The organism is Sphingomonas sp., assembly GCF_036269755.1.
Lineage (GTDB): Bacteria > Pseudomonadota > Alphaproteobacteria > Sphingomonadales > Sphingomonadaceae > Sphingomonas.
Genome location: NZ_DATBDV010000004.1, coordinates 105,819 through 128,168, shown reverse-complemented (window position 1 = coordinate 128,168; position 22,350 = coordinate 105,819). Strand labels below are relative to the sequence as shown.

Annotated in this window: 23 protein-coding genes and 1 pseudogene; 9 read left to right on the top strand and 15 right to left on the bottom strand. The window is 65.8% G+C overall.

Annotated elements, in window-relative coordinates:
- The first annotated feature begins 35 nt into the window (after window positions 1-35).
- From VH326_RS03005 to VH326_RS02995, 3 genes are read left to right on the top strand one after another with little or no spacing between them, the layout of a single operon-like run.
- Window positions 36-488, top strand: a complete 453-nt coding sequence (locus VH326_RS03005; RefSeq protein WP_329630313.1) for a MarR family winged helix-turn-helix transcriptional regulator — start codon at window positions 36-38, stop codon at window positions 486-488.
- Window positions 481-1,569 carry an HlyD family secretion protein gene (locus VH326_RS03000; protein ID WP_329630312.1) on the top strand — a complete coding sequence of 363 codons (1,089 nt, stop codon included), beginning with the start codon at window positions 481-483 and terminating at the stop codon, window positions 1,567-1,569. Before VH326_RS03005 ends, VH326_RS03000 begins: the two co-directional genes overlap by 8 nt.
- Window positions 1,562-3,130, top strand: coding sequence for a DHA2 family efflux MFS transporter permease subunit (locus tag VH326_RS02995; protein WP_329630311.1), 1,569 nt, complete (start codon window positions 1,562-1,564; stop codon window positions 3,128-3,130). Before VH326_RS03000 ends, VH326_RS02995 begins: the two co-directional genes overlap by 8 nt.
- Before the next feature lie 6 nt (window positions 3,131-3,136).
- On the opposite strand, the gene VH326_RS02990 is transcribed toward VH326_RS02995, so the two are convergent.
- Genes VH326_RS02990 through VH326_RS02980 form a run of 3 tightly spaced genes read right to left on the bottom strand, consistent with a single transcriptional unit; the run spans window position 3,137 to window position 5,248 of the window.
- A complete protein-coding gene (locus VH326_RS02990) occupies window positions 3,137-3,571 on the bottom strand; it encodes a GFA family protein (protein ID WP_329630310.1) in 435 nt (144 codons plus the stop codon).
- Entirely contained in the window at window positions 3,568-4,218 is a 651-nt protein-coding gene (locus VH326_RS02985; RefSeq protein WP_329630309.1) for a 2-hydroxychromene-2-carboxylate isomerase, read from the bottom strand. Before VH326_RS02985 ends, VH326_RS02990 begins: the two co-directional genes overlap by 4 nt.
- A 1-nt stretch (window position 4,219) precedes the next feature.
- Window positions 4,220-5,248, bottom strand: coding sequence for an aspartate-semialdehyde dehydrogenase (locus VH326_RS02980; protein WP_329630308.1), 1,029 nt, complete (start codon window positions 5,246-5,248; stop codon window positions 4,220-4,222).
- 103 nt (window positions 5,249-5,351) lie between these two features.
- On the opposite strand from VH326_RS02980, the gene VH326_RS02975 reads away from it, so the two are divergent.
- Window positions 5,352-6,566 carry a cysteine desulfurase-like protein gene (locus tag VH326_RS02975; RefSeq protein ID WP_329630307.1) on the top strand — a complete coding sequence of 405 codons (1,215 nt, stop codon included), beginning with the start codon at window positions 5,352-5,354 and terminating at the stop codon, window positions 6,564-6,566.
- 1 nt (window position 6,567) lies between these two features.
- Here the strand turns inward: VH326_RS02975 and VH326_RS02970 are convergent, their stop codons facing one another.
- The 8 genes from VH326_RS02970 to VH326_RS02935 all read right to left on the bottom strand — a co-directional run bounded on the left by VH326_RS02970 (window position 6,568) and on the right by VH326_RS02935 (window position 13,269).
- Window positions 6,568-8,796, bottom strand: coding sequence for a S9 family peptidase (locus VH326_RS02970; RefSeq protein ID WP_414714242.1), 2,229 nt, complete (start codon window positions 8,794-8,796; stop codon window positions 6,568-6,570).
- Between the two features lie 83 nt (window positions 8,797-8,879).
- Window positions 8,880-9,938 (bottom strand): WD40 repeat domain-containing protein, encoded by a 1,059-nt coding sequence (locus VH326_RS02965; protein ID WP_329630306.1) that lies wholly within the window; start codon window positions 9,936-9,938, stop codon window positions 8,880-8,882.
- Window positions 9,939-10,044: 106 nt separating this feature from the next.
- On the bottom strand, window positions 10,045-10,572 hold the full coding sequence (locus VH326_RS02960; RefSeq protein WP_329630305.1) for a YybH family protein: 528 nt from the start codon (window positions 10,570-10,572) through the stop codon (window positions 10,045-10,047).
- Between the two features lie 65 nt (window positions 10,573-10,637).
- Window positions 10,638-11,351, bottom strand: a complete 714-nt coding sequence (locus tag VH326_RS02955; protein ID WP_329630304.1) for a hypothetical protein — start codon at window positions 11,349-11,351, stop codon at window positions 10,638-10,640.
- 147 nt (window positions 11,352-11,498) lie between these two features.
- Entirely contained in the window at window positions 11,499-11,891 is a 393-nt protein-coding gene (gene rplS / locus VH326_RS02950) for a 50S ribosomal protein L19 (protein ID WP_329630303.1), read from the bottom strand.
- A 1-nt stretch (window position 11,892) separates the two neighbouring features.
- Complete coding sequence (gene trmD, locus VH326_RS02945; protein WP_329630302.1) at window positions 11,893-12,624, bottom strand: tRNA (guanosine(37)-N1)-methyltransferase TrmD; 732 nt, start codon at window positions 12,622-12,624, stop codon at window positions 11,893-11,895.
- The gene (locus VH326_RS02940; RefSeq protein ID WP_329630301.1) at window positions 12,621-13,004 is read right to left on the bottom strand and encodes a type II toxin-antitoxin system VapC family toxin; all 384 of its coding nucleotides are present in this window, start codon (window positions 13,002-13,004) and stop codon (window positions 12,621-12,623) included. Before VH326_RS02940 ends, trmD begins: the two co-directional genes overlap by 4 nt.
- Window positions 12,997-13,269, bottom strand: a complete 273-nt coding sequence (locus tag VH326_RS02935; RefSeq protein WP_329630300.1) for an AbrB/MazE/SpoVT family DNA-binding domain-containing protein — start codon at window positions 13,267-13,269, stop codon at window positions 12,997-12,999. Before VH326_RS02935 ends, VH326_RS02940 begins: the two co-directional genes overlap by 8 nt.
- 88 nt (window positions 13,270-13,357) lie before the next feature.
- Here VH326_RS02935 and VH326_RS02930 point away from each other — a divergent pair, with 88 nt between their 5' ends.
- Window positions 13,358-14,263: an NAD(P)/FAD-dependent oxidoreductase gene (locus VH326_RS02930; protein WP_329630299.1), complete on the top strand. Its 906-nt coding sequence runs from the start codon at window positions 13,358-13,360 to the stop codon at window positions 14,261-14,263.
- Here the strand turns inward: VH326_RS02930 and rimM are convergent.
- The 3 genes and pseudogenes from rimM to ffh form a co-directional block, all read right to left on the bottom strand.
- Entirely contained in the window at window positions 14,253-14,732 is a 480-nt protein-coding gene (rimM, locus tag VH326_RS02925; protein ID WP_329630298.1) for a ribosome maturation factor RimM, read from the bottom strand. The genes VH326_RS02930 and rimM overlap by 11 nt on opposite strands.
- Before the next feature lie 269 nt (window positions 14,733-15,001).
- Window positions 15,002-15,469, bottom strand: a pseudogene (rpsP, locus tag VH326_RS02920) (30S ribosomal protein S16); the annotation flags it as partial.
- A gap of 30 nt (window positions 15,470-15,499) precedes the next feature.
- Window positions 15,500-17,038 carry a signal recognition particle protein gene (gene ffh, locus VH326_RS02915; protein WP_329630297.1) on the bottom strand — a complete coding sequence of 513 codons (1,539 nt, stop codon included), beginning with the start codon at window positions 17,036-17,038 and terminating at the stop codon, window positions 15,500-15,502.
- 312 nt (window positions 17,039-17,350) lie between these two features.
- Between ffh and VH326_RS02910 the strand changes: the two genes are divergently transcribed.
- Window positions 17,351-18,958 carry a putative bifunctional diguanylate cyclase/phosphodiesterase gene (locus VH326_RS02910; protein WP_329630296.1) on the top strand — a complete coding sequence of 536 codons (1,608 nt, stop codon included), beginning with the start codon at window positions 17,351-17,353 and terminating at the stop codon, window positions 18,956-18,958.
- On the opposite strand, the gene VH326_RS02905 is transcribed toward VH326_RS02910, so the two are convergent.
- On the bottom strand, window positions 18,933-19,511 hold the full coding sequence (locus VH326_RS02905) for a DUF924 family protein (RefSeq protein ID WP_329630295.1): 579 nt from the start codon (window positions 19,509-19,511) through the stop codon (window positions 18,933-18,935). The genes VH326_RS02910 and VH326_RS02905 overlap by 26 nt on opposite strands.
- Here VH326_RS02905 and mtaB point away from each other — a divergent pair.
- From mtaB to VH326_RS02890, 3 genes are read left to right on the top strand one after another with little or no spacing between them, the layout of a single operon-like run.
- Window positions 19,510-20,730, top strand: coding sequence for a tRNA (N(6)-L-threonylcarbamoyladenosine(37)-C(2))-methylthiotransferase MtaB (mtaB, locus tag VH326_RS02900; RefSeq protein ID WP_329630294.1), 1,221 nt, complete (start codon window positions 19,510-19,512; stop codon window positions 20,728-20,730). The genes VH326_RS02905 and mtaB overlap by 2 nt on opposite strands.
- A complete protein-coding gene (gene ftsY, locus VH326_RS02895; RefSeq protein ID WP_329630293.1) occupies window positions 20,727-21,662 on the top strand; it encodes a signal recognition particle-docking protein FtsY in 936 nt (311 codons plus the stop codon). Before mtaB ends, ftsY begins: the two co-directional genes overlap by 4 nt.
- A complete protein-coding gene (locus VH326_RS02890; protein WP_329630292.1) occupies window positions 21,659-22,348 on the top strand; it encodes an inner membrane-spanning protein YciB in 690 nt (229 codons plus the stop codon). The genes ftsY and VH326_RS02890 overlap by 4 nt, the downstream gene beginning before the upstream one ends.
- The last annotated feature ends 2 nt before the right edge of the window (window positions 22,349-22,350 follow it).

Here is a 22,350-nt window from a genome sequence, read left to right as displayed (position 1 = left end):
TGGATTTTATAAGCACGCTTATTATATGCGAGCCCATGAGCGACTCACTCGGTTTCCTGCTTAGCGACGTTTCGCGGCTGATGCGCCGCCGTTTCGACGAGCGTGCGCGTCAGGTCGGCGCCACGCGCGCACAATGGCGCACCCTCGTCACGCTCAGCCGCAACGAAGGCCTCAACCAGGGCGCGTTGGCCGATCTGCTCGAAGTCGAGCCCATCACCCTGTGTCGGATGATCGACCGCCTCGAGGAATCGGGGCTGGTCGAGCGCCGCCGCGACCCCGCCGACCGCCGCGCTTGGCAATTGTTCCTCACCGGCAAGTCAAAGCCGATGCTCGCCGACCTCAAGGACATGGGCGACGAATTGATCGAGCAAGTGCTCTCCGGGATCGACGCGCATGAGCGCGTTCTGCTCGGCCGATCGCTCGAGCTGATGCGCGCCAACCTGCTCGCTTCCCCCTCCCCCCGTACATCCGAGACCGCCCATGGCTGACGCCGACCCCAAGATCGAGACCAAGACGCCCCAGGTGGCCGCCGCGAACGTCATCGAAGCCGTCGAGGCGCCCGCCGTGAAGCAGCGCCGCTGGGGCCGGATTGCGCTGATGGCCGCGGTGCCGCTGTTGATCGTACTGGTTGCCGGCTATTTCTACCTGACCGGCGGGCGCTATCAGACCACCGACAACGCCTATGTCGAACAGGATACCGTCTCGATCAGCCCCGACGTGTCGGGCCGCATCGTCAAGGTGAACGTCGAGGAGAACCAGCGAGTCAAGGCGGGCGACGTGCTGTTCGAGATCGACCCCGAGCCCTACCGCATCGCGCTCGAGCAGGCGAACGCAGCGATCGCGAGTGCGCGCGTCGACGTCTCGACCAAGGCGACCGACACCGGCAGCGCGGCCGCCGATATCGAAAGCGCCAACGCCGATATCTCGCTGGCACAGGCGACCTATGCTCGGCAGAACGCATTGTGGAAGAAGGGCTTCACGACCAAGGCCGCGCTCGACGCCGCCCAGCACGAAGTGCTCGCCGCAAAGGCGCGTCTCGCGACTGCGCGTGCCGCCGCGCAAAAGGCGCAGGTCCAGCTCGGCAGCGGAGTCGCGGGATCGGGCGTACCCGCCGCGGTCCAGGCCGCGATGGCCGATCGCGACAAGGCGATGATGAACCTCAGCCGCACCGTGGTGCGCGCGCCGCATGACGGCATCATCACCCAAACCAGCCGGCTCCAGGTAGGCAACATCACGCCCTCGGGCGTTCCCGCGCTCAGCCTGGTGGTGACCTCGCCCTGGGTGACGGCGAACTTCAAGGAAACTCAGCTCGGCAACATGCGGGTCGGCCAGCCCGCCGAGCTCAAGTTCGACGCCTATCCCGGCATGAAATTGTGCGGCAAGGTCGAGAGCATCGGCGCCGGCACCGGGTCGTCCGCATCGATCCTTCCGGCGCAGAACGCCAACGGCAACTGGGTCAAGGTGACTCAGCGCGTACCGGTCCGCATCACTATCACCTGCAAGGCCGACCGTCCGCTGATCACCGGCCTGTCGACCGACGTCACCGTCGATACCAAACCCAATGGCTAGCACCGCCGCTGCCGGACGCCCGCAAGCGGCGGCGCCCGTGCTTAGCAAGCCGCTGCTCGAAACCTCGAACCGCGCGCTCCTCACCGTCGGCGTGATGGGCGCGATGGTGATGCAGATCCTCGACACCACGATCGCCAACGTCGCGCTGCCGCACATGACCACGTCGCTCGGCGCGACGGCCGACACGATCACATGGGTGCTGACCAGCTACATCATCGCGACCGCGATCGCGCTGCCCGCGACCGGCTGGCTGAGCGATCGGCTCGGCAGCCGCAATCTGTTTCTGATCGCGGTGGGCGGCTTCATCGTCTCGTCGATGCTGTGCGGCACCGCGGTCAACCTCAGCGAGATGGTCGGATTCCGAATCCTCCAGGGTATGTTCGCCGCATTCATCAATCCGCTGTCGCAAACCGCGATGATCGACATCAATCCCAAGGAGCGCCAGGCGCAGGCGATGTCGGTGTGGGGAATGGGCGTGATGGTCGGGCCGATCCTTGGACCGGTGATCGGCGGCTATCTGACCGACAATTTCAACTGGCGCTGGGTGTTCTACGTCAATCTGCCGGTCGGCGCGCTCACCTTCGCGATCCTGTGGTTCCTGTTGCCATCGCGGCCCAAGGCCAAGCGCAGCTTCGACTTTACCGGCTTCGCGTTCATCGGAATCGCGGTTTCGTCGTTCCAGTTGATGCTCGATCGCGGGCAGAACCAGGACTGGTTCTCGAGCTGGGAGATCATCATCGAAGGGTTGATCGCGGCGGCCGCGGTGTGGGTCGCGACGATCCATCTCGCCACCGCGAAGAAGCCGCTGTTCGATCGTCACCTGTTCAGGAACCGCAACCTGGTGACGTCGATGCTGTTCATGATCGTCATCGGCATTTCGACAATGGCGCCGATGGCGCTTCTGCCGCCGATGCTCCAGCAATTGTTCGGCTATTCGGTGGTGCAGACCGGCATGATGATGGCGCCGCGCGGCGTCGGCGTGTTGTTCACGATGTGGCTCGCGGGACAACTGATCGGGCGAGTCGATACGCGCATCGTGATCGCGGTGGGGCTCGTCCTGTTCGCCTGGTCGTTGAGGACGATGGCGGGCTGGTCGCTCGAAATGGATGCGTGGCCAGTGATCGTCTCGGGCTTCGTCCAGGGCCTGGGCATGGGGCTGGTGTTCATGCCGCTCAACAGCCTCGCCTTCGCGACGCTCGATCAACAATATCGTACCGACGGCGCAAGCTTGCTCAACCTGATGCGCTCAATCGGCCAGTCCGCGGGCATTTCGATGGTCACCGTGTTCCTTGCGCGCAACATTCAGGTCAGCCATGCCGACCTCGCCCAGCATATTACCGATAAGCTGGTTCCGGGCATGGCCATCAACCAGCTGTCCCAGTTCGGCGTCGCGTCCGATGCCGTGTTCGGGATGATCGACGGGATGGTCAATCAACAGGCGGCGATGATCGCGTATATCGACGATTTCTACCTGATGGCGTGGATTTCGATCATCGTGCTGCCGCTGGTGCTGCTGCTCAAGAAGCCCAAGGGCAAGATCGAAGTGGTGCACGCCGAATAGGCGCGTTCAGCCCCGCAGCGCGGCGACGAATTGCTCCGTCGGCGCCATTTCGGGCCATTGCGGAACGCCCTCGGGCAGATCGACCCACGCTTGCTTGTACGCGGTGAAGATATGCGCCTTGCACACCAGTTCCTCCGATCGGTCGAGCGTACCGGCACGCACCACGGCGATGCCTGGGCCTCGGGTGTTGGTGTTGTAGATGCGCGCTAGGCATTCGCCGCAGAAGCGCTGGACCGACGTGCGGTCGTCGGTGGTGATTTCGCGGGTGACGATCGGCCCGCTGACGGTGACTGCCCCCTCGGGCACCAGCGCCTGGACGCTAAACGCGCTGCCCGACACACGTTGGCAAATATGGCAATGACAGGCATAGACCGGGGGCAGCGCGTCGACCGCGATTTCATAGCGGCACGCGCCGCAGCGGCATTGCCCGGTGACCGTCACGCTCTGCGCTCCAGTCCGGCCTGCTTCATCCGCCACAGCGCCAGGTCGATGCGATCCTGGCCGAAGAATGGCTCGCCGTTGAAGACGAGCGTCGGAACGCCCCAATGCCCGGCCGCCTCTAGCGCGGCCTGATTGGCGGCGACATCGACGTCGAGCGCATCCGCATCGCGCTCGGCCTCGGCGTCGAGCTCGGCCATGTCGAGCCCCGCGCGACCCGCAGCGCCCGCCAAATGATCCCCGAGATGCCAGTCGACCGCCCCGCCCCATACCAATTGCGCGACTTCGTCGGCGTACGCGAACCCCCTGCCCCGCCGCGCCGCTGCCTGGCCCGTGCGGACGAGACGGCGGATATATGGCTGCTCGGCGGCGATCTCCCGCGTCGCGATGTTCTGAACGATCGGATCGGGCCAGGGCGGGCCGAACGCGATGCCGTCATGCTGCGCCACGCGCATCACGTCGCGGATCGTGTAGCCCAGCCAATTGGGATGGTTGCGCTCGAAGAAATCCGGCTGGCGAATCGCGAGCGGATAGACCGGCTTGAGATCGATCGTCAGATCGTAATCGCGCACGATCAACCGCCATTTGGGCAGAGCGAGGTACGAATACGGGCTGCGGAACGAGAAATAGAGATCGGCCCGCAGCGTCACTTCAAGCCGCCTTCTGCAAATGCCGCCGCCCGAACAATTCGGCAATCTGCACCGCGTTGAGCGCCGCGCCCTTGCGGAGGTTGTCCGACACGCACCATAGGCTCAGCCCGTTGTCGACCGTCGGGTCCTCGCGGACGCGGCTGACGAAGGTCGCATATTCGCCGACGCACTCGACGGGCGTCACGTATCCGCCGTCCTCATGCTTGTCGACGAGCATTACCCCGGGGGCCTCGCGCAGGATTCGCTTGGCCTCGGCGGCGGAGATTTCGTCCCCGAACTCGATGTTGATCGCTTCGGAATGGCCGACGAACACCGGCACGCGCACGCACGTCGCGTGGACCTTGATCCTGGCGCCGAGGATCTTCTTGGTCTCGACCACCATCTTCCACTCTTCCTTGGTCGATCCGTCGTCGAGGAAGCTGTCGATGTGCGGGATCACGTTGAACGCGATCTGCTTGGTGAACTTGCTCGGGGTCGCGGGATCGCCGACGAAGATGTTGCGGCTCTGCTCGAACAGCTCGTCCATCCCCGCCTTGCCGGCGCCGGACACCGATTGATAGGTCGCGACGACCACGCGCTTGATCGTCGCCGCGTCGTGGAGCGGCTTGAGCGCGACGACCATCTGCGCGGTCGAGCAATTGGGGTTGGCGATGATGTTCTTCGCGCGATAGCCCGCGATCGCTTCGGGGTTCACCTCGGGCACGATCAACGGCACGTCGGGGTCCATGCGATACAGCGAAGAATTGTCGATCACCGTGCAGCCGGCGGCGGCGAAGCGCGGCGCATGAAGCTTCGAGCCTTCGGAGCCGATCGCGAACAGCGCGATGTCCCACCCTTCGGGATCGAAATGCTCGATGTTCTGGACCCTGAACTGCTTGCCGGTCTCGCCATAGTCGACCATGTCGCCGGTCGAGCGGGAGGACGCGACGACGGCGATCTCGTCCGCCGGAAACTCGCGCTCCGCCAGGATGTTGAGCATCTCGCGCCCGACACTGCCGGTGGCGCCGGCCACCACCACCCGATAACCCATCGCATCTTCCTTGATCGCCGCCCATCCGGCAGCGCTTGCTACTTAGGGCGCAGGCGGCAAAATGGAAGCGCGCTTTCATGGAGCGCTCTCTAAGGTTCGTCTGATGCCCGATTTTCCGATTGCCGCCGTCCGCGCCCGCTTTCCGGCGCTCTCCCGCGACGCTGTGTTCTTCGACGCGCCGGGCGGGACGCAGGCGTGCGACGCGGCGATCGCGGCGATGACCGATCACCTGACGCGCGGCACGGCCAATGCAGGCGGTCCGTTCGCGACCTCGGTCGAGACAGATCGCCTTTCGGCCGACGCGCATGCGGCGATGGCGGATCTGCTCGGCGCGCGGCCCGAAGAGATCGCGTTCGGCCCCAACATGACCTCGCTGACCTTCGCCGTGTCGCGCGCACTTGCGCGGGAATGGGACGCGGGGGACGAGTTGGCCGTCACGCGGCTCGACCACGACGCCAACGTAGCGCCGTGGCTGCAGGTCGCGGAGGATCGCGGCATGACCGTCCGCTGGCTCGATTTCGATCCCGCCACAGGGCGTTGGTCGCTCGACGACCTGGAGGCGCTGCTCGGATCGAAAACGAAGCTCGTGGCGCTTGGCGCCGCGAGCAATGCGCTCGGCACGCTCAACCCGATCGCGGAGGCGTGCGCACTGGTCCGCGCCAACAGCGAAGCCCTGACTTACGTCGACGCGGTGCAGTCGGTCCCGCACGTCATCACTGACGTCGCCGCGATCGGCTGCGACTTCCTCGCTTGCTCGCCGTACAAATTCTTCGGCCCGCGCCAGGGCGTGCTGTGGATGCGCAGCGGCCTATCGCCGCGCGCCTATAAGGTCCGTCCGGCGGGCGACGAAGCCGCGCACCGCTTCGAAACCGGCACGCCATCGTTTGAAGGCCAGGCCGGCGTACTCGGCACGATCGGCTACCTCGAATGGCTCGGCGAGCAGGTCGATCCCACCGCCAACAGCCGCCGCGCGCGCCTGATCGCCGCGATGACCGCCGCCACGGTGTATGAGCGGGATCTCGGCGACCGCTTGATCGCCGGGCTGGCGACGATCCCCGGCCTCAGGCTGTGGGGCCCGCCGACGATGGACGCCAGAGTCCCGACCTTTTCCTTCACGATCGACGGGTACGGTCCGCACTCCATCGCCAAGCACCTCGCCGATCGCAACATCTTCGCCTGGGCGGGGCACTTCTACGCGGTCGAAGCGCTCGACCGCCTCGCGCTTGTCGACAAAGGCGGCCTGCTCCGCGTCGGACTGTGCCACTACAACACCGCCGAGGAAGTTGACCGCCTCCTCGGCGCGTTGCGTACGCTCTAAGCTAGCGCCGGTTCTTCACCGTCCGGTCGAAGAAGTCGAAGATCGTCGTCCAGACGTGGATGTCGCGTCCCGCCGCATGCGTCTTACCGGGATAGAACATCATTTCGAACGGGCGATTGGCCGCCTGCATCTTTGCCGCGAACAAGGTTGAGTTCTCGAACACGACATTGTCGTCAGACATGCCATGGATCAGCATCAGCGGGTCGGAAATGCGCATCGCATCGCCCAGGGCGTCGGCGGTCGCATAGGCCCGGGTGTCGGCGCCCTGCGGCTCGGTACCCATGTAACGCTCGGTGTAGCTGGTGTCGTACAATTCCCACTTGGTCACCGGCGCGCCCGCGACGCCGGCCGCATAGACGCCCGGACTGGCCTCGAGCATCTTCAGGGTCATGTACCCGCCGTACGACCAGCCATAGATGCCGACCCGGTCGGGATCGACGTAGGGCTGCGCCTTGAGCCACTTCGCGCCCGCCAACTGGTCGGCGACCTCTACGCTGCCCATCGCGCGATAGATCTGGTCTTCATACGCGGTGCCGCGATTGGCCGATCCGCGATTGTCGATCTGGAAGAAGATGTACCCGCGGTCGACGACATATTGCTCCATCGGGCTCTCCCAGCCGCGAGTCACGGTCTGGCTGTGCGGCCCGCCATAATGCTGGAAGAACACCGGATAGCGCTTGCCGGGCTCGAGTTTGGGGGTGATCATTTCCCAATAGAGCGTCGTACCGTCGGCGGCCTTGATCGTCCCGAAGGTGCGCTGCTTGTGCTCGCCGAGATAGGGGTAATAGGGATGCCCCGGCTCCAGCGCATTCTCGTTGATCCACGCGATGCGCTTACCCACCGTGTCGGCGAGGAACGTCTGCGGCGGCTGGTTCGGGTTCGATCGCGTGATGATCAGCCGCGACGCCGCCTTGTCCATCGCCGCCGAATTCCACCAGCCGCGCTCGGTCAGCCGGTTGATCTGCCCCGGATGCGCGATATCGACGGTGTAGAGCTGCTGCTCGAGCACATCGTCCTTGTTGCCGAGGAAGTAGAGCCGCCCGCGCGCTTCGTCGACGCCGACCAGGTCGGTCACCACCCATGGCCCCTTGGTCAGCTGGACCCACTTGCCGTTGGCGAAATGGTAGAGATGGCCATAACCGTCGCGTTCGGACTTCCAGATCAGGCTGCCGTCCTTGAGCACGCGGTAATCGTCGTTGAGGTTGACCCAGCTCTTCGGCCCCGATTTCTCGACGAACCAGGTCCTGGCCTTGCCCGTCGTCGGATCGATCGCGAGCATGTCGAGCTCGGTCTGGGCACGGTTCTCGCGCTGAACGAGCAGCGTCTTGCCGTCGGGCGTCCAGTTCACGCGCGCGAGATAGATGTCGGGATCGCTGCCCAGGTCGACCTTGACCTTGGCGCCGCTGGCGGGGTCGATCACCCACAATTCAACGCGGACGTTGGGCGTGCCGGCAGCCGGGTAGCGCTGATCGTAGACCTTGGTTCCTTCAGCGCCGATCGCGGCGCGCGTGACGACCCCGACCGGCCTCTCGTCGAACCGCTCGACCGCAACCAGCCGGTCGTTGGGCGACCACCAGTAACCGGTGCGACGGTCCATTTCCTCTTGGGCGACGAATTCGGCCTCACCCCAATGTACCGTACCGGCGCCGTCGGTCGTGAGCGCGCGCGCATCGCCGCCGTCGAGCGGCTGGACGAACAAATTCTGGTCGCGAACGAAGCTGACATAGCCGCCCGCCGGGCTGATGATCGGGTTCAATTCGCCGCCGGGCGTATTGGTCAGCCGCGTGACCTTGCCGTCGAGCGTCGCGAGATAGAGATCGCCGTCGATCGGCACCAGGATCGACTTGCCGTCGGGCGCCCAGTCGTAGGCGACGATGCCCTTCTGCCCGGCGATCCGCGCGCGCTCGCGCTGCATCTTCTCGGCTTCGGTCAGGTCGGCGCCGCTGCCGACCTTCTTCGAATCGACCAGCATCCGCTCCTGCCCGGTCGCGGTGTCGAGCGCCCAGAGGTCGTAGCGGTCCTTTTCGTCGGGCCGGTTCTTGAGCAGCGTGAGCAGCCGGCCGTCGGGCGACAGTTTCACCGCGCGCGGCTGCGACCCCGACAGATCGGGGCTCGCGAACAGCCGCTCGAGCGTCAGCGGCTGCGAACTATCGTCAGCTGCCATTGCAGCGCCGCCCAACACCGCCATCGGCGCCACCGCCACAGCCAGCCCGATCATCCATTTCCGCATCCTTCGCGACTCCGCTGATCGCCCGGCGAAACGCGGGCGTTGCGCGGCTTATCGCGAGGCGTTGCGCGCGCGTAAAGGGCGGATCAGCGCGCGACCGGCTGTAGCCTCCACAGCGCGACCGAGCCGTCTTCGCTGCCCGTGGCCAGCCAGCAACCGTCGGGACTAAACCCGACCGCGACAACATCGTCGGGCTGGCGGTCGAGCGCCGCGACCAGCGCGCCATCGGCGACTCGCCAGATCCGCGCGGTCGGGTTCGATCCACCGAACGGGTGGCGTCCGATCACCGCCTTGATCGCGGCATCGATCCCGTGGCTCTCGCGTCCGCCGCTCGCCAGCCATTGGCCATCGGCGCTGAACGCGACCGCATCGACGAACTGCCCCGCGGCAAGCGTCCGCACCGGATCGCCGTTCGATCGCCATAGGCGAAGCGTGGCGTCGTCCCCGCCGGTCGCGATCATGCCGTCGCCGCGCCGGACGTCCACCCCGACGATCGCTTGGTCGTGATGCCCCACGGCGCGGACCAGCCGACCCGAGGCGACGTCCCAGATCTTGAGCGTGTGGTCGAAGCTGCCGCTCGCCAGCGTCTGCCCGTCCGAGCTGAACGCGAGATCCCAGACGTTGCGCTGGTGGCCCGTTAGCGTGCGCAACGGGGTGCCGTCGGCGGTCATCAGATGGATCAGCTTGTCCTCACCGGCGACGGCGAGCGATTTGCCGTCGGGGCTGAAGCGCAGCGCCCAGAGCGGTTGCGCCGAGACCTTCACCACGCGCCCCGCGCCGCTCGCGAGGTCCCATAGCCGAAGCGTGCCGTCGTAGCCGACCGTCGCGATCGACCGTCCGTCGGGCGAGCGATCGATCGCGGTCGCGCCGCCGGGATGCGCGAATTCGCGGATCGCCTGCCCGCCCGGGACCGACAACAGCCGAATACGACCATCGACGCCGGTGACGGCGAGCGTCGAGCCCGCCGCATCGAACGACACCGCGCGAACGGGTTTGGGCGATTTGGCTATCATCCGGACGAAGCGCGCTTCGATCCGTGGTCCACTGGCTGCCGGCACCGGCTGCATCGGCTCGGCCCCCAGGACGAGCCGTGCCGCGACCAATACCAACGCGATCCCCCCGAACGCCCATATCAATTTACGCATCGTCACCTCTTGTGTATTATCAATATAATACACCAAGATCGGTCCTGCGCAAGCCGTTGGCGGTTATTGACCGGGGATCGCCTTGACCACGGCCTCCGCTCTTAAATCAGGGCGTCGCGGTGGGCGCGGGTGCCGCCGGTGCCGCCGGCGTGCCCGCCCCGATCGACCAGGCGAGCTTCATCGAACCATCGGGCTGGCGCTTCAACCCGGCCACCCAATTGCCGGTCTCGCTGGCGGCTGCCTTGGTCTTGGGATCGGTGTAGCTGTAGCGATAGGTCGTCCGCACCACCGCGATCTCGCCCGACCGCGCGACATCGACGTTCTGGACGCTCAGGTCGAACCGCGTGGCGGGGTCGGTGAACTGCTGCTTCATCGCCGCTTCGTCGGCGGCTGGGCCAACCCCGTTCGGCTGGCCGTGGAACATGCTGACATAGTCCGACGCGTCATAGCTCGCCGCCTTGGCCGCATCGTGCGCGTTGTAGGTGGCGGAGACTGCGGCGATAACCGCCTTGGCTTCGTCGGCGGTCTTCGCCGCATCGGCGTGATGCTCGCCGCCCCACTTATGGTGACACCCGGTCACCGTCATCATCGCGAGCCCGGCAAGCGTCGCGCGAGCAATTGTCGATCGGTCCATTTTTCCCTCCCCGGTTTCGGCAAAGGGCTGCGCCTGCTGCGCCCGCGCGTCAAGCGCGCCCAGTCTCAGCCGGATGCCGAGGCGGCCTTCGCCGGGGTCGCGGAGCATCCGGGATTGAGCGTGATGTACTTGCGCACGATCGCCTCGCCTTCCGGATTCAGCCGCGCGCCGGTCTTTTCCATCGCCGGAATCATGACTCGCAAGCTGGCCATGATCGCGGCTTCGTCGTGGCGCGCCACTTCGACCGCGAGCAGCAAGCGGTCGCGCTCCGCGTCGGACAATGGCCCGCCATTGCGCCGCAGCGCCGTGAGATTGGCGCTGTCGTCGAACTCCTTGCCGTTGAGCCGGTCGAGCGCAGGCACGGTCGCATAGGCCATCGTCCATTGGTTGAGCCGGTCGTGTGGAATGTGCGCGGTCAGGTCCGACGCGATCATCGCGCGATAGGCGAATTCGTCCCACGTCCAGAATGGGACCGCATACCGCTCGATGTTCGCGACCACTTCGGCGCGCGGAGCACCGCGTTCCACCGCTTGCTGGATGCCGTCGAGCGCCTTGTGCACGCAGGCATCCATCCCGCGGCGAGCATAGGCTTGCGGCCCGTCGTCGGTGCTGAGCTCGGTTAGCATCGCTTCCTCGGCGGCATGGATCTTGTGGCTCCACTCGATCGACCGCACGACCTGCTCGGCGCCGAGCGCGATCAGCACACCCAGCACGATGATCCCGACTTCGCCCAGAAAGCCGCCCCAGCCGTGAACCGGTTTCGGTTTATGAATCTCCAACGATCGCCCCCCAATTGCGACGTCGATCATCCAATGCTGCGCGGCCGAACGCAACCGCGCTTTCGCGTGGTCGCGCGCGCCGGCGCGAATGAAAAAGGGCGCCGGATCGCGCCGACGCCCTCAATTCTTGCGAAAGGCCTCGAGCGATTACTCGGCGGCCGCTTCGCCCTTGGCCGGACGCGTGTCGCGGCGTTCGGCGATACGCGCCGACTTGCCGGTGCGGCCGCGCAGGTAATAGAGCTTGGCACGACGTACGGCGCCCTTGCGGACGACTTCGATGCTGTCGATGTTTGGCGAATAGAGCGGGAAGACGCGCTCGACGCCCTCACCGAAGGAAATCTTGCGCACGGTGAAGTTCGACCCCATGCCCTTGTTTGAGCGCGCGATGCACACGCCCTCGTAATTCTGCACGCGGGTGCGCTCGCCTTCGACCACCTTCACGCCGACCTTAAGCGTGTCGCCGGGGCGGAATTCCGGAATCTTCTTGGTCTCGTTAAACTTGGCGATGTTCTCCGCCTCGATCGTCTGGATGAGGTTCATCTCATTCGTCCTTCTTACGTCGCCGCGCGCCAGAGGGAGGTTGGACCCGAGCGCCCTCGTGGCGCTCCCAAAGATCCGGCCTCCGTGACCGTGTATCTGCCTCGGCCATCGACTTTCGCCAGGCCGCGATCTTCGCATGATCCCCCGATCGCAGCACTTCGGGGATCGTGCGTCCTTCCCATGTCGAGGGTCGGGTATAATGCGGGTATTCGAGCAGCCCGGTTTCGAAGCTCTCGTCCACGCCGCTGGAAGGCGCGCCCATTACGCCGGGAAGCAGCCGAATGCAAGCGTCGAGCAGCACCAGCGCGCCCATCTCCCCGCCCGACAGGACATAGTCGCCGATCGACACTTGCTCGATGGCGCGAGCCTCGAATATTCGCTCGTCAAACCCCTCAAAACGCCCGCACATGACGATTGCGCCGGGGCCGCTTGCGAGATCGCGAATGCGGGCCTGGGTAAGCGGCGCGCCACGCGGCGTCATCGCCAGGATCGGGCGGCCGTCCGCGACGCCGTCGATCGCCGCCGCCAGCACATCCGCGCGCAACACCATCCCCGCCCCGCCCCCGGCAGGCGTGTCGTCGACCGTCCGATGCTTGTCGGCCGCGAAATCGCGGATGTTGACCGCGTCGAGCGACCATCGACCTTCGCTCGACGCGCGTCCGGCGAGCGATACGCCGAGCGGACCGGGAAACATCTCGGGATAGAGCGTCAGTACGGTGACAGCGAAGGTCATCGCGTCCAATTCTCTAGGCGAAGGCCGGGGATGTCGCGAAAATCGTCCTCATTGTTGGTTACCATGGTGAGATCGAGTGCCAGCGCATGCGCACCGATCAACCGATCGAACCGGCCTCGCTTGAATGGGATCGTGCGATAAGCATTGGCGGCGGCCCGGTCGAAAGGCTGGATGAGTACGACCCTGAACAACGCCTCGACCAGATTCGCCGCGGCGGCGTTGGCAAGATCGAGGCCCCGGACTACTTCCGCATAAGCGATCGCCGACGTGACGAGTTCCCCCGGCTGGTGTTGCTCGACGCGGCGGCGCGCGGCCTCGGACAATCCTTCGAGCAGGTAGATGCAGATATTGCTGTCGAGCAGATAGCGAGGCTCAGTCACGCTTGAGGAGCTTTCCTTCCCAATCAAGCTCTCGCGGTTCCATCATACGCTCTTCCCGCGTCAGGGGTTTGAGGCCAGGACACGATCCATAAATTCCGGTCAGATCTATTTTCTTGCCCTCTGCCGGCACTGGCTCGAACGCATATCTACCTCTGTCCTCGCGCAAGATCATCTCGTCGCCGTCCTTCAGGCCGAGCGCCTTGGGCAGCCGCAACGCGACCGAATTGCCCGACTTGAACACCTTGGCGCGATATTCCTCGCTCACGATTCCTCTCCGGTATATACGGGATGTATATACATTTCGGTACATCTGCGCAAGGAACGTATTCGATCCGGATATCGTTGGCGCGCAGATGGACGACTGCATCATCATCGGGGCGGGACCGGCTGGACTGACGGCGGCGATCTATCTCGCGCGCTTCCACCTCAAGATCCGGCTGTTCGACAACGGGTCGAGCCGCGCCGCGTCGATCCCGCGCACCAACAATCATGCCGGTTACCCGGACGGTATCCCAGGGCTCGAGCTGCTGCGGCTGATGCGGCGACAGGCAGAGCGGTTCGGCGCCGTGCGGGAGGAGGTCCATGTTGATGCCATCGAGCCGGGCGAGCGTGGCTTCACCTTGCGGATCGGGGATCGCGCGGCGCGGGCGCGCACCGTTCTGCTGGCGACGGGCATCGTCAATAACCAGCCCGACATGCCGAAAGACCTTCACGACGCCGCGGTCAGGCGCGGGCTGATCCGCTATTGCCCGATCTGCGACGGGTACGAAGTCACCGATCGGCGCATCGGCGTGGTCGGCACCGGCGAACACGGTATGCGCGAGGCATTGTTCCTGCGGGGATATTCCAAGGACGTGACCCTGGTCGCGCCGGGCGCGGCGCACGATCTCGATGCCGACTGCCGCCGGGCGCTGAACGAAGCGGGCATCGAGCCTATCGACGGTGCCTGCACGCTGATCGCGATCGACGGCGACACCATCCGGGTCGCGACGGCGGACGGCGTACGTGCCTTCGACACGCTCTATCCGGCGCTTGGCTCGACGATTCGCTCGGAGCTTGCCGTGGCAGCCGGTGCGCGAGCGAGCGACGACGGCTGCCTCGAAGTGGATGCGCACCAGCGGACCTCGGTGCCCGGGCTATTCGCGGCGGGGGATGTCGTGAAGGGGCTCGACCAGATCAGCCACGCCATGGGCGAAGCCGGGGTCGCGGCGACGGCGATCCGCAACGCGTTGAACGAAGAGACGCCGATCAGGCGCTAGCGAAGGCGGCAGCCACGACGATCCGCTCCGCGTTCCATTCGGGCACGGCCTCGGGGCGCATCGGCACCATGAAGGTCTTGCCGTCGGGGCGCTCGATCTCGATCACGTCGCCTGCGCCGAAATTCTCGACCGCGACGACCGTGCCGAGCTGCTCATCCGTTTCGGATACGGCAGCAAGCCCGATCAGATCGGCATGGTAATATTCATCCTTGCCGAGCGGCGGCAGCTCGCTGCGCGGTACGGCGAGCGCGGTGCCGCGCAGCGCCTCGGCGGCGTTGCGATCGGGGATTTCGGCAAAGCGCGCGATCGCGCCTTGCGGGGTCGGGCGCAGCGACTTGAGGGTCAGCTTACCCCCGTTGAAACTGGTGAACGCCGACAGATCATCGGCGAACACCTTCAACCGAACCTCCCCCGCCACGCCGTGCGCGCCAACGACGGCGGCGAGGGTGACGGGGGCGTCGTTCGGCATTGGGCTCAGCCCTCGGCCGGAGCCTGGGCGGATTCACCCTCGGGCGCCGCGGCGTCGCCAGCGTCGCTGTCGGGGGTCGATTCGTTGACCTCGGCGGCAGGAGCCTCTTCGGCGGCAGGAGCCTCTTCGGCGGCCGGCGCTTCCTCGGCGGCGGCAGCTTCTTCGGCAGCACCTTCGGTCGGCGGCGTCTGCTCGGCCACTGCTTCGACAACCGCGTCGGCTTCCGGCGTGGGCTCTTCGGTCGCGGCTTCGACCTCGGCGGCGACGACCGCTTCGGCTTCCTCGTTGGAACCCTCGGCGGGCGCTTCCGCGGTCACTTCCTCAGCGGCTGCTTCCTCCGCGACGGGCTCAGGCTCAGGCGCGGGCGCGTTCTTCGCCTCTTCGGCAGCAGCGGCGGCTGCGGCGGCCTTCGTCTCACGCTCCTCGGTGCGCTCCTTGGCCTTCTCGCCCGGCTCGCCCTTGGTCGGGTTATTCTTCGCGGCGCGCTCACGAACGCCGGCAGCGTCGAGGAAGCGAGCGACGCGGTCGGTCGGCTGCGCGCCGACGCTCAGCCAATGCTTGGCGCGCGCGGCGTCGAGCTGGATGCGCTGGTCGTTGTCCTTGGCGAGAAGCGGATTGTAGTTACCGATCTTCTCGATGAACTTGCCATCGCGCGGGCTGCGCGCATCGGCGACGACGATGCGGTAATACGGGCGCTTCTTCGAGCCACCACGCGAAAGACGAATGCTGATTGCCATTGTAACTCTACTTCCTTGTTGAAATTGACGTTATTTCTTTTTGACGTTCATGAAATTCTGAAAGCCCGGCGGCATCTTCGCGCCGGTGCCGGGCAGGCCGGGCAGTCCGCCCATCTGGTTCACCGCGTCGCTGAGATCGAAACCGCCGGGACTGCCAGCGCCTCCAGCGCCGCCCGCACCGCCGGGACCACCCATGCCGCCCATACCCCCCATGCCACCGCCGCCTTTGCCGAGCATCGCCATCATGCCCTTGAGGCCACCCATCTTCTTGAGGCGCTTCATCGCGGTGGCCATTTCCTGGTGCATCTTGAGCAGCTTGTTGACGTCCTGCACGGTAGTCCCGGACCCCTTCGCGACACGGATCTTGCGCTTTGCGTTGAGCAGTTCGGGCTTCGCCCGCTCCTTCGGCGTCATCGACGTGATGACGGCGTCCATCCGGAACAATATCTTGTCGCCGCCGGCCTGATCGACCGCGGCCTGCGCCTTCTTCATGCCGGGCAGCATGCCCGCAAGAGCACCGACGCCGCCCATCTTGCGCATTTGCTGGAGCTGGGCGCGCAGGTCGTTGAGGTCGAACTGCCCCTTCTCCATCCGCCGCGCCATGCGCTCGGCGTCTTCCTGCTGGATCGACTCCGCAGCGCGCTCGACCAGCGACACGACGTCGCCCATGCCGAGGATCCGCCCGGCGACCCGGCTCGGATGGAAGCCTTCGAGCGCATCGAGCTTTTCGCCGGTGCCGGCGAACTTGATCGGCTTGCCCGTAACCGCACGCATCGACAGCGCCGCGCCGCCGCGCGCATCGCCGTCCATCCGGGTCAGCACGACGCCAGTCAGCGGCACTTGCTCCGAAAAGGCGCTGGCGACGTTGACCGCATCCTGCCCGGTCAAGCTGTCGACGACGAGCAGGATTTCCTGTGGACGCGCGATGTCGGCGACCGCCTTCATTTCATCCATCAGCCCTTGATCGACATGAAGACGACCGGCGGTGTCGAGCATCAAGACGTCATAGCCCTGCAGCTTCGCTGCTTGGAGCGCGCGCCGCGCGATGTCGACCGGCTGCTGCCCCGCCACCACCGGCAGCGTCGCGACCTCGGTCTGCTCGCCGAGCACCGCGAGCTGTTCCTGCGCGTTGGGTCGATTGACGTCGAGCGACGCCATCAGCACCTTCTTGCGGTCGCGCCCGCCCTGCCCGCTGCTCAGCCGCTTGGCGATCTTCGCCGTCGTCGTGGTCTTGCCCGAGCCTTGCAGCCCGACCATCATCACCACTGCGGGCGGCGTAACGCCCAGGTTGAGTTCGCTTTCGTCCGCGCCGAGCATTTCGACCAGCGCATCGTTGACAATCTTGACAACCTGCTGCCCCGGCGTGACCGAACGCAGCACTTGCTGCCCGACCGCTTGCTCGGTGATCTTCTCGACGAAATCGCGCGCGACGGGCAGCGCGACGTCGGCCTCGAGCAGCGCGATCCGCACTTCGCGCATCGCCGCGCGCACGTCCGCCTCGGTCAGCGCGCCACGGCCACGCAACCGGTCGAACACACCGCCAAGACGATCGCTCAGGCTGTCGAACATCAAATCACTCCGTCATGCCGGCGGAGGCCGGCATCGCTACGTTGCCATTCCCTTTCCGGCGACCCCGGCCTCGCCGGGGTGACGCAAGAAGGATCAAACGCAAAACACGCCGGCGGACGAAACCTCGTCGGCCGGCGTCACCACATGGTGCGCGTGTCTCGCGTTCGCAAAGGGAACGGTCGGCGGGGCTCCTAAGCGAGTTCGACGAAAAACGCAACAGTTCGGTCCGGCTTAACCCATTCTTGACCTGACCAATGCGATCATCCGCCGAACGGACCGTATGCGCGGTCGCGTGGGCAGAGGGATTTGGGCATGAGCGAACCGTCGGGTGCCCGGCGCGACCTGATGAGCGGTGCCATCACCGTCTCGGCGATCGTCATGTTCGTCGGCACCGGCAGCGCAGCGCTGTCGATGATCGTGTCGAACTATGTCACGGGCAAGGGCAACGGCGCCAACGACCAGACGCTGATCATCGCGATGCTGCTCAACGTCGCACTGATCCTGTTCGGTTGGCGGCGGCACCGCGATCTCGCGCGCGAAGTATCGGAGCGCGCGGCGGCCGAAGAGCGCGCCAACATCCTCGCCTCCAAAGATCCGCTAACCGGGTTCCTCAACCGTCGCAGCCTCGCCGAGGAAGGCGCGGCGATGGTCGTCCGCGCCGACCGCCGCCATAAGGCAATGGCGCTGATGATGCTCGATCTCGACCATTTCAAGACGGTCAACGACATGCACGGCCATTCGGTCGGCGACGCTTTGCTCCGCGCCGTCGCGCACGAAATGGCGGTCGTGCTGCCCGAATCGGCTCTGGCCGCGCGATTCGGCGGCGACGAATTCGCCTGCGCGATGCTGTTCGATCCCGGCAATCCCGATAGCGTCGAACGCGTTGCCGAGCGGCTGGTGTCGCGGATGAGCCAGCCGTTCCACGTCGACGGGCTCCATCTCAACATTACCGCCTCGGTCGGGATCGCGCGCAGCGACGATGATTGCGCGACGATCGACGCCTTGCTGCGCGCGGCGGATATCGCGCTCTACGCCGCCAAGAATGCCGGCCGTAATCGCCACGCATGGTTCGACGTTTCGATGGAGCGCGAGATGCAGGCGCGCAACGAGCTCGAAGGATCGCTCCGCGTCGCGGTCCCGCGCGGCGAGATCGTTCCTTATTTCGACCAGCAGATCGACTTGACGACGGGCCGATTGACGGGCTTCGAAGTGCTGGCGCGCTGGGAGCACCCGCAACGCGGGCTGATCGACGCCGAGCATTTCGTGCCGATAGCCGAAGAGACCGGCATGATCGCCGATCTGTCGATGGCTGTGATGCGTCAGGCGTTCGTCGCGGCGCGCGACTGGCATCCGGCGTTGACGCTCGCGGTCAACGTGTCCCCGTGCCAGTTCAAGGACTCCTGGCTGGCGCAGAAGATCATCAAGCTGCTGACCGAAACGGGCTTCCCGCCGAACCGGCTCGAGGTCGAAATCACCGAAAGCGCGCTGTTCGACAACATGGCGATGGCGCAATCGGTGGTCGGCAGCCTCAAGAACCAGGGCATCAAGCTGGTGCTCGACGATTTCGGGACGGGCTATTCGAGCCTGGCGCACCTGCGCGCGCTGCCATTCGACCGGATCAAGATCGACAAGAGCTTCGTCATGTCGATCAACCAGAACCCCGAAAGCGCGGCGATCGTCAACGCGATCGCTCGGCTTGGGGAAAGCCTCAACCTGTCGATCACCGCTGAGGGGATCGAGGAGAAGGCAACCGAGGAGCGCCTGCGCGCGCTCGGCTGCGCCCGCGGCCAGGGATATTGCTTCGGACGGCCGCTGTCGGCGGCCAACGCGCGGCGGTTGCTCGCCGAGCGGCGTCTGCTCGCCACGTCGCCCGCGGAGACGGTCGAGGAACCTGTTACCAGCCGGCGCCGGGCTGGCTGAGATAGGCTTGCTCCTCCGCCGTCGAGACTCGTCCGAGCGCGGCGTTGCGTGACGGGAAGCGGCCAAAGCGCTCGATCACCGCCGCATGGTCAAGCGCATAGCGTAAGGCTTCCGCATCGCCCATCGCAGTGAACAATCGAACACTCTCGCGTTGATCCTCGAGGCTTTCCGAATGTTCGAACGGCAGATAGGCGAATTGTCGCTCGACGCCGCTCATCCCTGCGTCGCAACCTTTCGCCACCGCCAGTTTCGCAAGCTGGAGCGCCAGCGCATCCGCCTCGAACGCGCGCGCCTTATCGCGGTGAATGTTGCGTGAGAATTGATCGAGCAGGACGATCGCGCCGAGCAAATCGACCGGGTCGTCGGTCCATCCCTCTGCCCCGCCCGCCAGCACATCGTTACGCCACTCACCGAAACGCCGCTCAATCTCCGCGTCCAGAGCGTCGTCCTTGGCGAACCTTTGTTCGGCCGGCGTCTCCTCCAGCCAGAAGCGGAGCACCGCGCGCGCCTTATCGTGGACTTGCGCGCTCCCCCCTTCTAGATCACCCGCCATGTCGTCCCTTCCGCAGCCCGAGGTCATCAGCCTGGGGTGCCGCCTCAACATCGCCGAAAGCGAAACGATCCGCGGATTGCTCGGCGGCCGCGACGTCGTGGTGGTCAACAGTTGCGCCGTCACCAACGCTGCGGTTAAGCAGACCCGCGCCGCGATCCGCCGCGCGCGTCGGGCTCGCCCGGGTGCGATGCTCGCAGTGACCGGCTGCGCGGCGCAGATCGACCCGGCCAGCTTCGCTGCTATGCCCGAGGTCGATCGCGTGATCGGCAATAGCGACAAGCTGTCGCCCGATGCCTGGGCGGCGCCCGATGCGCTGATCGTTCGCGACATGGCACGCGTGACCGAAATCGCGCCGCACCTCGCGATGGCATGCGACCAGTCGCGCGCATTCGTCGAGGTGCAGAACGGCTGCGACCATCGCTGCACCTTCTGCGCGATCCCATTCGGTCGCGGGCCGAGCCGATCGGCGCCGGCGGGCGCGGTGATCGCCGCGGTGGAGGCGGCTGTCGCGGCCGGCAAGAACGAGGTGGTGCTGACCGGCGTCGATCTCACCAGCTACGGCCACGACCTGCCCGGCAGTCCCACGCTTGGCAGCCTGGTCGAGCGCATCCTCGCGCGCACCGCCCTGCCCCGCCTTCGCCTCTCGTCGATCGACGCGCCCGAGATCGACGACCTCCTATTCGCGCTGTTGACCCGAGAACAGCGGGTGATGCCGCACCTCCATCTGTCGCTCCAGGCGGGCGACGACATGATCCTCAAGCGGATGAAGCGCCGGCACACACGCGCCGATGCGGTGCGGCTGGTCGAACGGCTCAAGGCGGCGCGGCCGGAAATCGCGATTGGCGCCGACCTCATTGCCGGATTCCCGACCGAGGACGCCGCAATGGCCGCCAACAGCCTGGCGCTGATCGACGATTGCGACATCGTCCACGCGCACATCTTCCCCTATAGCCCGCGCGCGGGGACTCCCGCCGCTCGCATGCCGCAGGTCGCCCTCGACGTGCGGCGAGAGCGCGCCGCACGGCTCCGCGAGGGGGCGGCAAGGCGCAAGGCGGCGTGGATGCGTTCGTTGATCGGAACCGCCCAGCAGGTGCTGATCGAAGCGCCCGGCAATCGTGGGCATGCTGCCAATTTCGCCGACATTCGGCTCGACCGCGTTTATCCTAAAGGTAGCATCGTTTCCGTGACCATCACGCCCGACAATTTGAGCATCGCATGAGCGCTTCCCCAACCTGGCACCAGCGCCTGCTCGGCGGCTTCAAGCGCACGTCGGATCGCCTCGTCGGCAACCTCGCGGGCCTCGGCACCGCGCGGCTCGACGAGGAGACGCTCGACGAGATCGAGGAAGCACTGATTGCCTCCGACCTCGGCCCCGCCACCGCCGCGCGGATCCGCGAACGCCTCGCCGAGGGCAGCTTCGAGCGCAACATGGAGGAACTCGGCATCCGGCTGGTCGTCGCCGAGGAGATCGAGAAGACGCTGGCGAAGGTCGCCAAGCCGCTCGAGATCGAAGCGTTCCCGCGCCCGCAGGTAATCCTGGTGATCGGCGTCAACGGATCGGGCAAGACGACCACCATCGCCAAGCTCGCGCATCTGCTCACCGAACAGGATTACGGCGTGTTGCTGGCGGCTGGCGACACCTTCCGCGCCGCCGCGATCGGCCAGCTCCAGACCTGGGCCGACCGCGCCGGCGTCGAGCTGGTCAAGGGCAACGAAGGCGGCGACGCCGCCGGGATCGTGTTCGAGGCGGTCAAGCGCGCGACCGATACCGGGATCGACGCGCTCATCGTCGACACCGCCGGGCGCCTGCAGAATAAGCGCGAGTTGATGGACGAACTCGCCAAGATCCGCCGCGTGCTCGGTCGGATCAACCCGGCCTCGCCGCACGACGTGATCCTCGTGCTCGACGCCACCACCGGACAGAATGCGCTCAACCAGATCGAGGTGTTCAAGGAAATGGCCGGCGTCACCGGGCTTGTGATGACCAAGCTTGACGGCACCGCGCGCGGCGGTGTGCTGGTCGCCGCGGCCGAGCAATACGGCTTACCGATCCACGCGATCGGCATCGGCGAGAAGATCGACGATTTGCGCCCGTTCGACGCTCGCGAAGTCGCGCGGATCATCGCCGGGGTCGAGGAGATGGTGCGATGAGCGGCCGCAACGGATCGTCTGGCTTGCGGCTCGCGATCGACTATGCGCCGCTGATCATCTTCGTCGCGATCACCTTCTTCGCGCCCGACGTGCCGCTGATGAAGCTGGTCGCGCATCTGACCAACGGACTCGACGGCATGGAGCGGATGAAGGCGATCGTCATCGCTCGCGTGCTGGTCGCGACCGTCGCGTTCATGATTGCGATCGTAATCGCGATGGTCGTGTCGCAGATCAAGCTCGGCTCGATCTCGCCGATGCTGTGGATTTCGGGCGGGCTGGTCGTGCTGTTCGGCGGGCTGACGATCTATTTCCACGATCCGAGCTTCATCCAGATGAAGCCGACCTTCGTCTACGCGACCTTCGCGGCGGTGCTGTTCGTCGGGATGCTGACTGGCAAGCCACTCCTTCAGCAATTGCTTGGATCGGCCTATGCCGGACTCAGCGCCGAAGGATGGCGCAAGATCACGCGCAACTGGGCGTTGTTCTTCGTCGGGATGGCGGTGCTCAACGAGATCGTGTGGCGCAACACCAGCCTGACCTTCTGGGCGGGGTTCAAGCTATGGGGCGTGATCCCGATGACGATGCTGTTCGCGTTCGCCAACGTGCCGATGATGATGAAGCACGGGCTGATGGCAGAGGGCGATGCGAAGGCCGATGCCGCGATCGACGAACTGCCGCCCGAATAAGG

Excerpts from the sequence above, each read along its gene's own strand:
- VH326_RS02960 (WP_329630305.1), bottom strand. The coding sequence starts at position 10,572 with ATGGACCGATCGACAATTGCTCGCGCGACGCTTGCCGGGCTCGCGATG.
- VH326_RS02995 (WP_329630311.1), top strand. The coding sequence starts at position 1,562 with ATGGCTAGCACCGCCGCTGCCGGACGCCCGCAAGCGGCGGCGCCCGTG.
- mtaB (WP_329630294.1), top strand. The coding sequence starts at position 19,510 with ATGTCGTCCCTTCCGCAGCCCGAGGTCATCAGCCTGGGGTGCCGCCTC.
- trmD (WP_329630302.1), bottom strand. The coding sequence starts at position 12,624 with ATGACCTTCGCTGTCACCGTACTGACGCTCTATCCCGAGATGTTTCCC.
- ffh (WP_329630297.1), bottom strand. The coding sequence starts at position 17,038 with ATGTTCGACAGCCTGAGCGATCGTCTTGGCGGTGTGTTCGACCGGTTG.
- VH326_RS02965 (WP_329630306.1), bottom strand. The coding sequence starts at position 9,938 with ATGCGTAAATTGATATGGGCGTTCGGGGGGATCGCGTTGGTATTGGTC.
- VH326_RS02980 (WP_329630308.1), bottom strand. The coding sequence starts at position 5,248 with ATGGGTTATCGGGTGGTGGTGGCCGGCGCCACCGGCAGTGTCGGGCGC.
- VH326_RS02910 (WP_329630296.1), top strand. The coding sequence starts at position 17,351 with ATGAGCGAACCGTCGGGTGCCCGGCGCGACCTGATGAGCGGTGCCATC.
- VH326_RS02890 (WP_329630292.1), top strand. The coding sequence starts at position 21,659 with ATGAGCGGCCGCAACGGATCGTCTGGCTTGCGGCTCGCGATCGACTAT.
- VH326_RS02970 (WP_414714242.1), bottom strand. The coding sequence starts at position 8,796 with ATGCGGAAATGGATGATCGGGCTGGCTGTGGCGGTGGCGCCGATGGCG.
- rplS (WP_329630303.1), bottom strand. The coding sequence starts at position 11,891 with ATGAACCTCATCCAGACGATCGAGGCGGAGAACATCGCCAAGTTTAAC.
- VH326_RS03005 (WP_329630313.1), top strand. The coding sequence starts at position 36 with ATGAGCGACTCACTCGGTTTCCTGCTTAGCGACGTTTCGCGGCTGATG.
- ftsY (WP_329630293.1), top strand. The coding sequence starts at position 20,727 with ATGAGCGCTTCCCCAACCTGGCACCAGCGCCTGCTCGGCGGCTTCAAG.
- VH326_RS03000 (WP_329630312.1), top strand. The coding sequence starts at position 481 with ATGGCTGACGCCGACCCCAAGATCGAGACCAAGACGCCCCAGGTGGCC.
- VH326_RS02905 (WP_329630295.1), bottom strand. The coding sequence starts at position 19,511 with ATGGCGGGTGATCTAGAAGGGGGGAGCGCGCAAGTCCACGATAAGGCG.
- VH326_RS02975 (WP_329630307.1), top strand. The coding sequence starts at position 5,352 with ATGCCCGATTTTCCGATTGCCGCCGTCCGCGCCCGCTTTCCGGCGCTC.
- rimM (WP_329630298.1), bottom strand. The coding sequence starts at position 14,732 with ATGCCGAACGACGCCCCCGTCACCCTCGCCGCCGTCGTTGGCGCGCAC.
- VH326_RS02930 (WP_329630299.1), top strand. The coding sequence starts at position 13,358 with ATGGACGACTGCATCATCATCGGGGCGGGACCGGCTGGACTGACGGCG.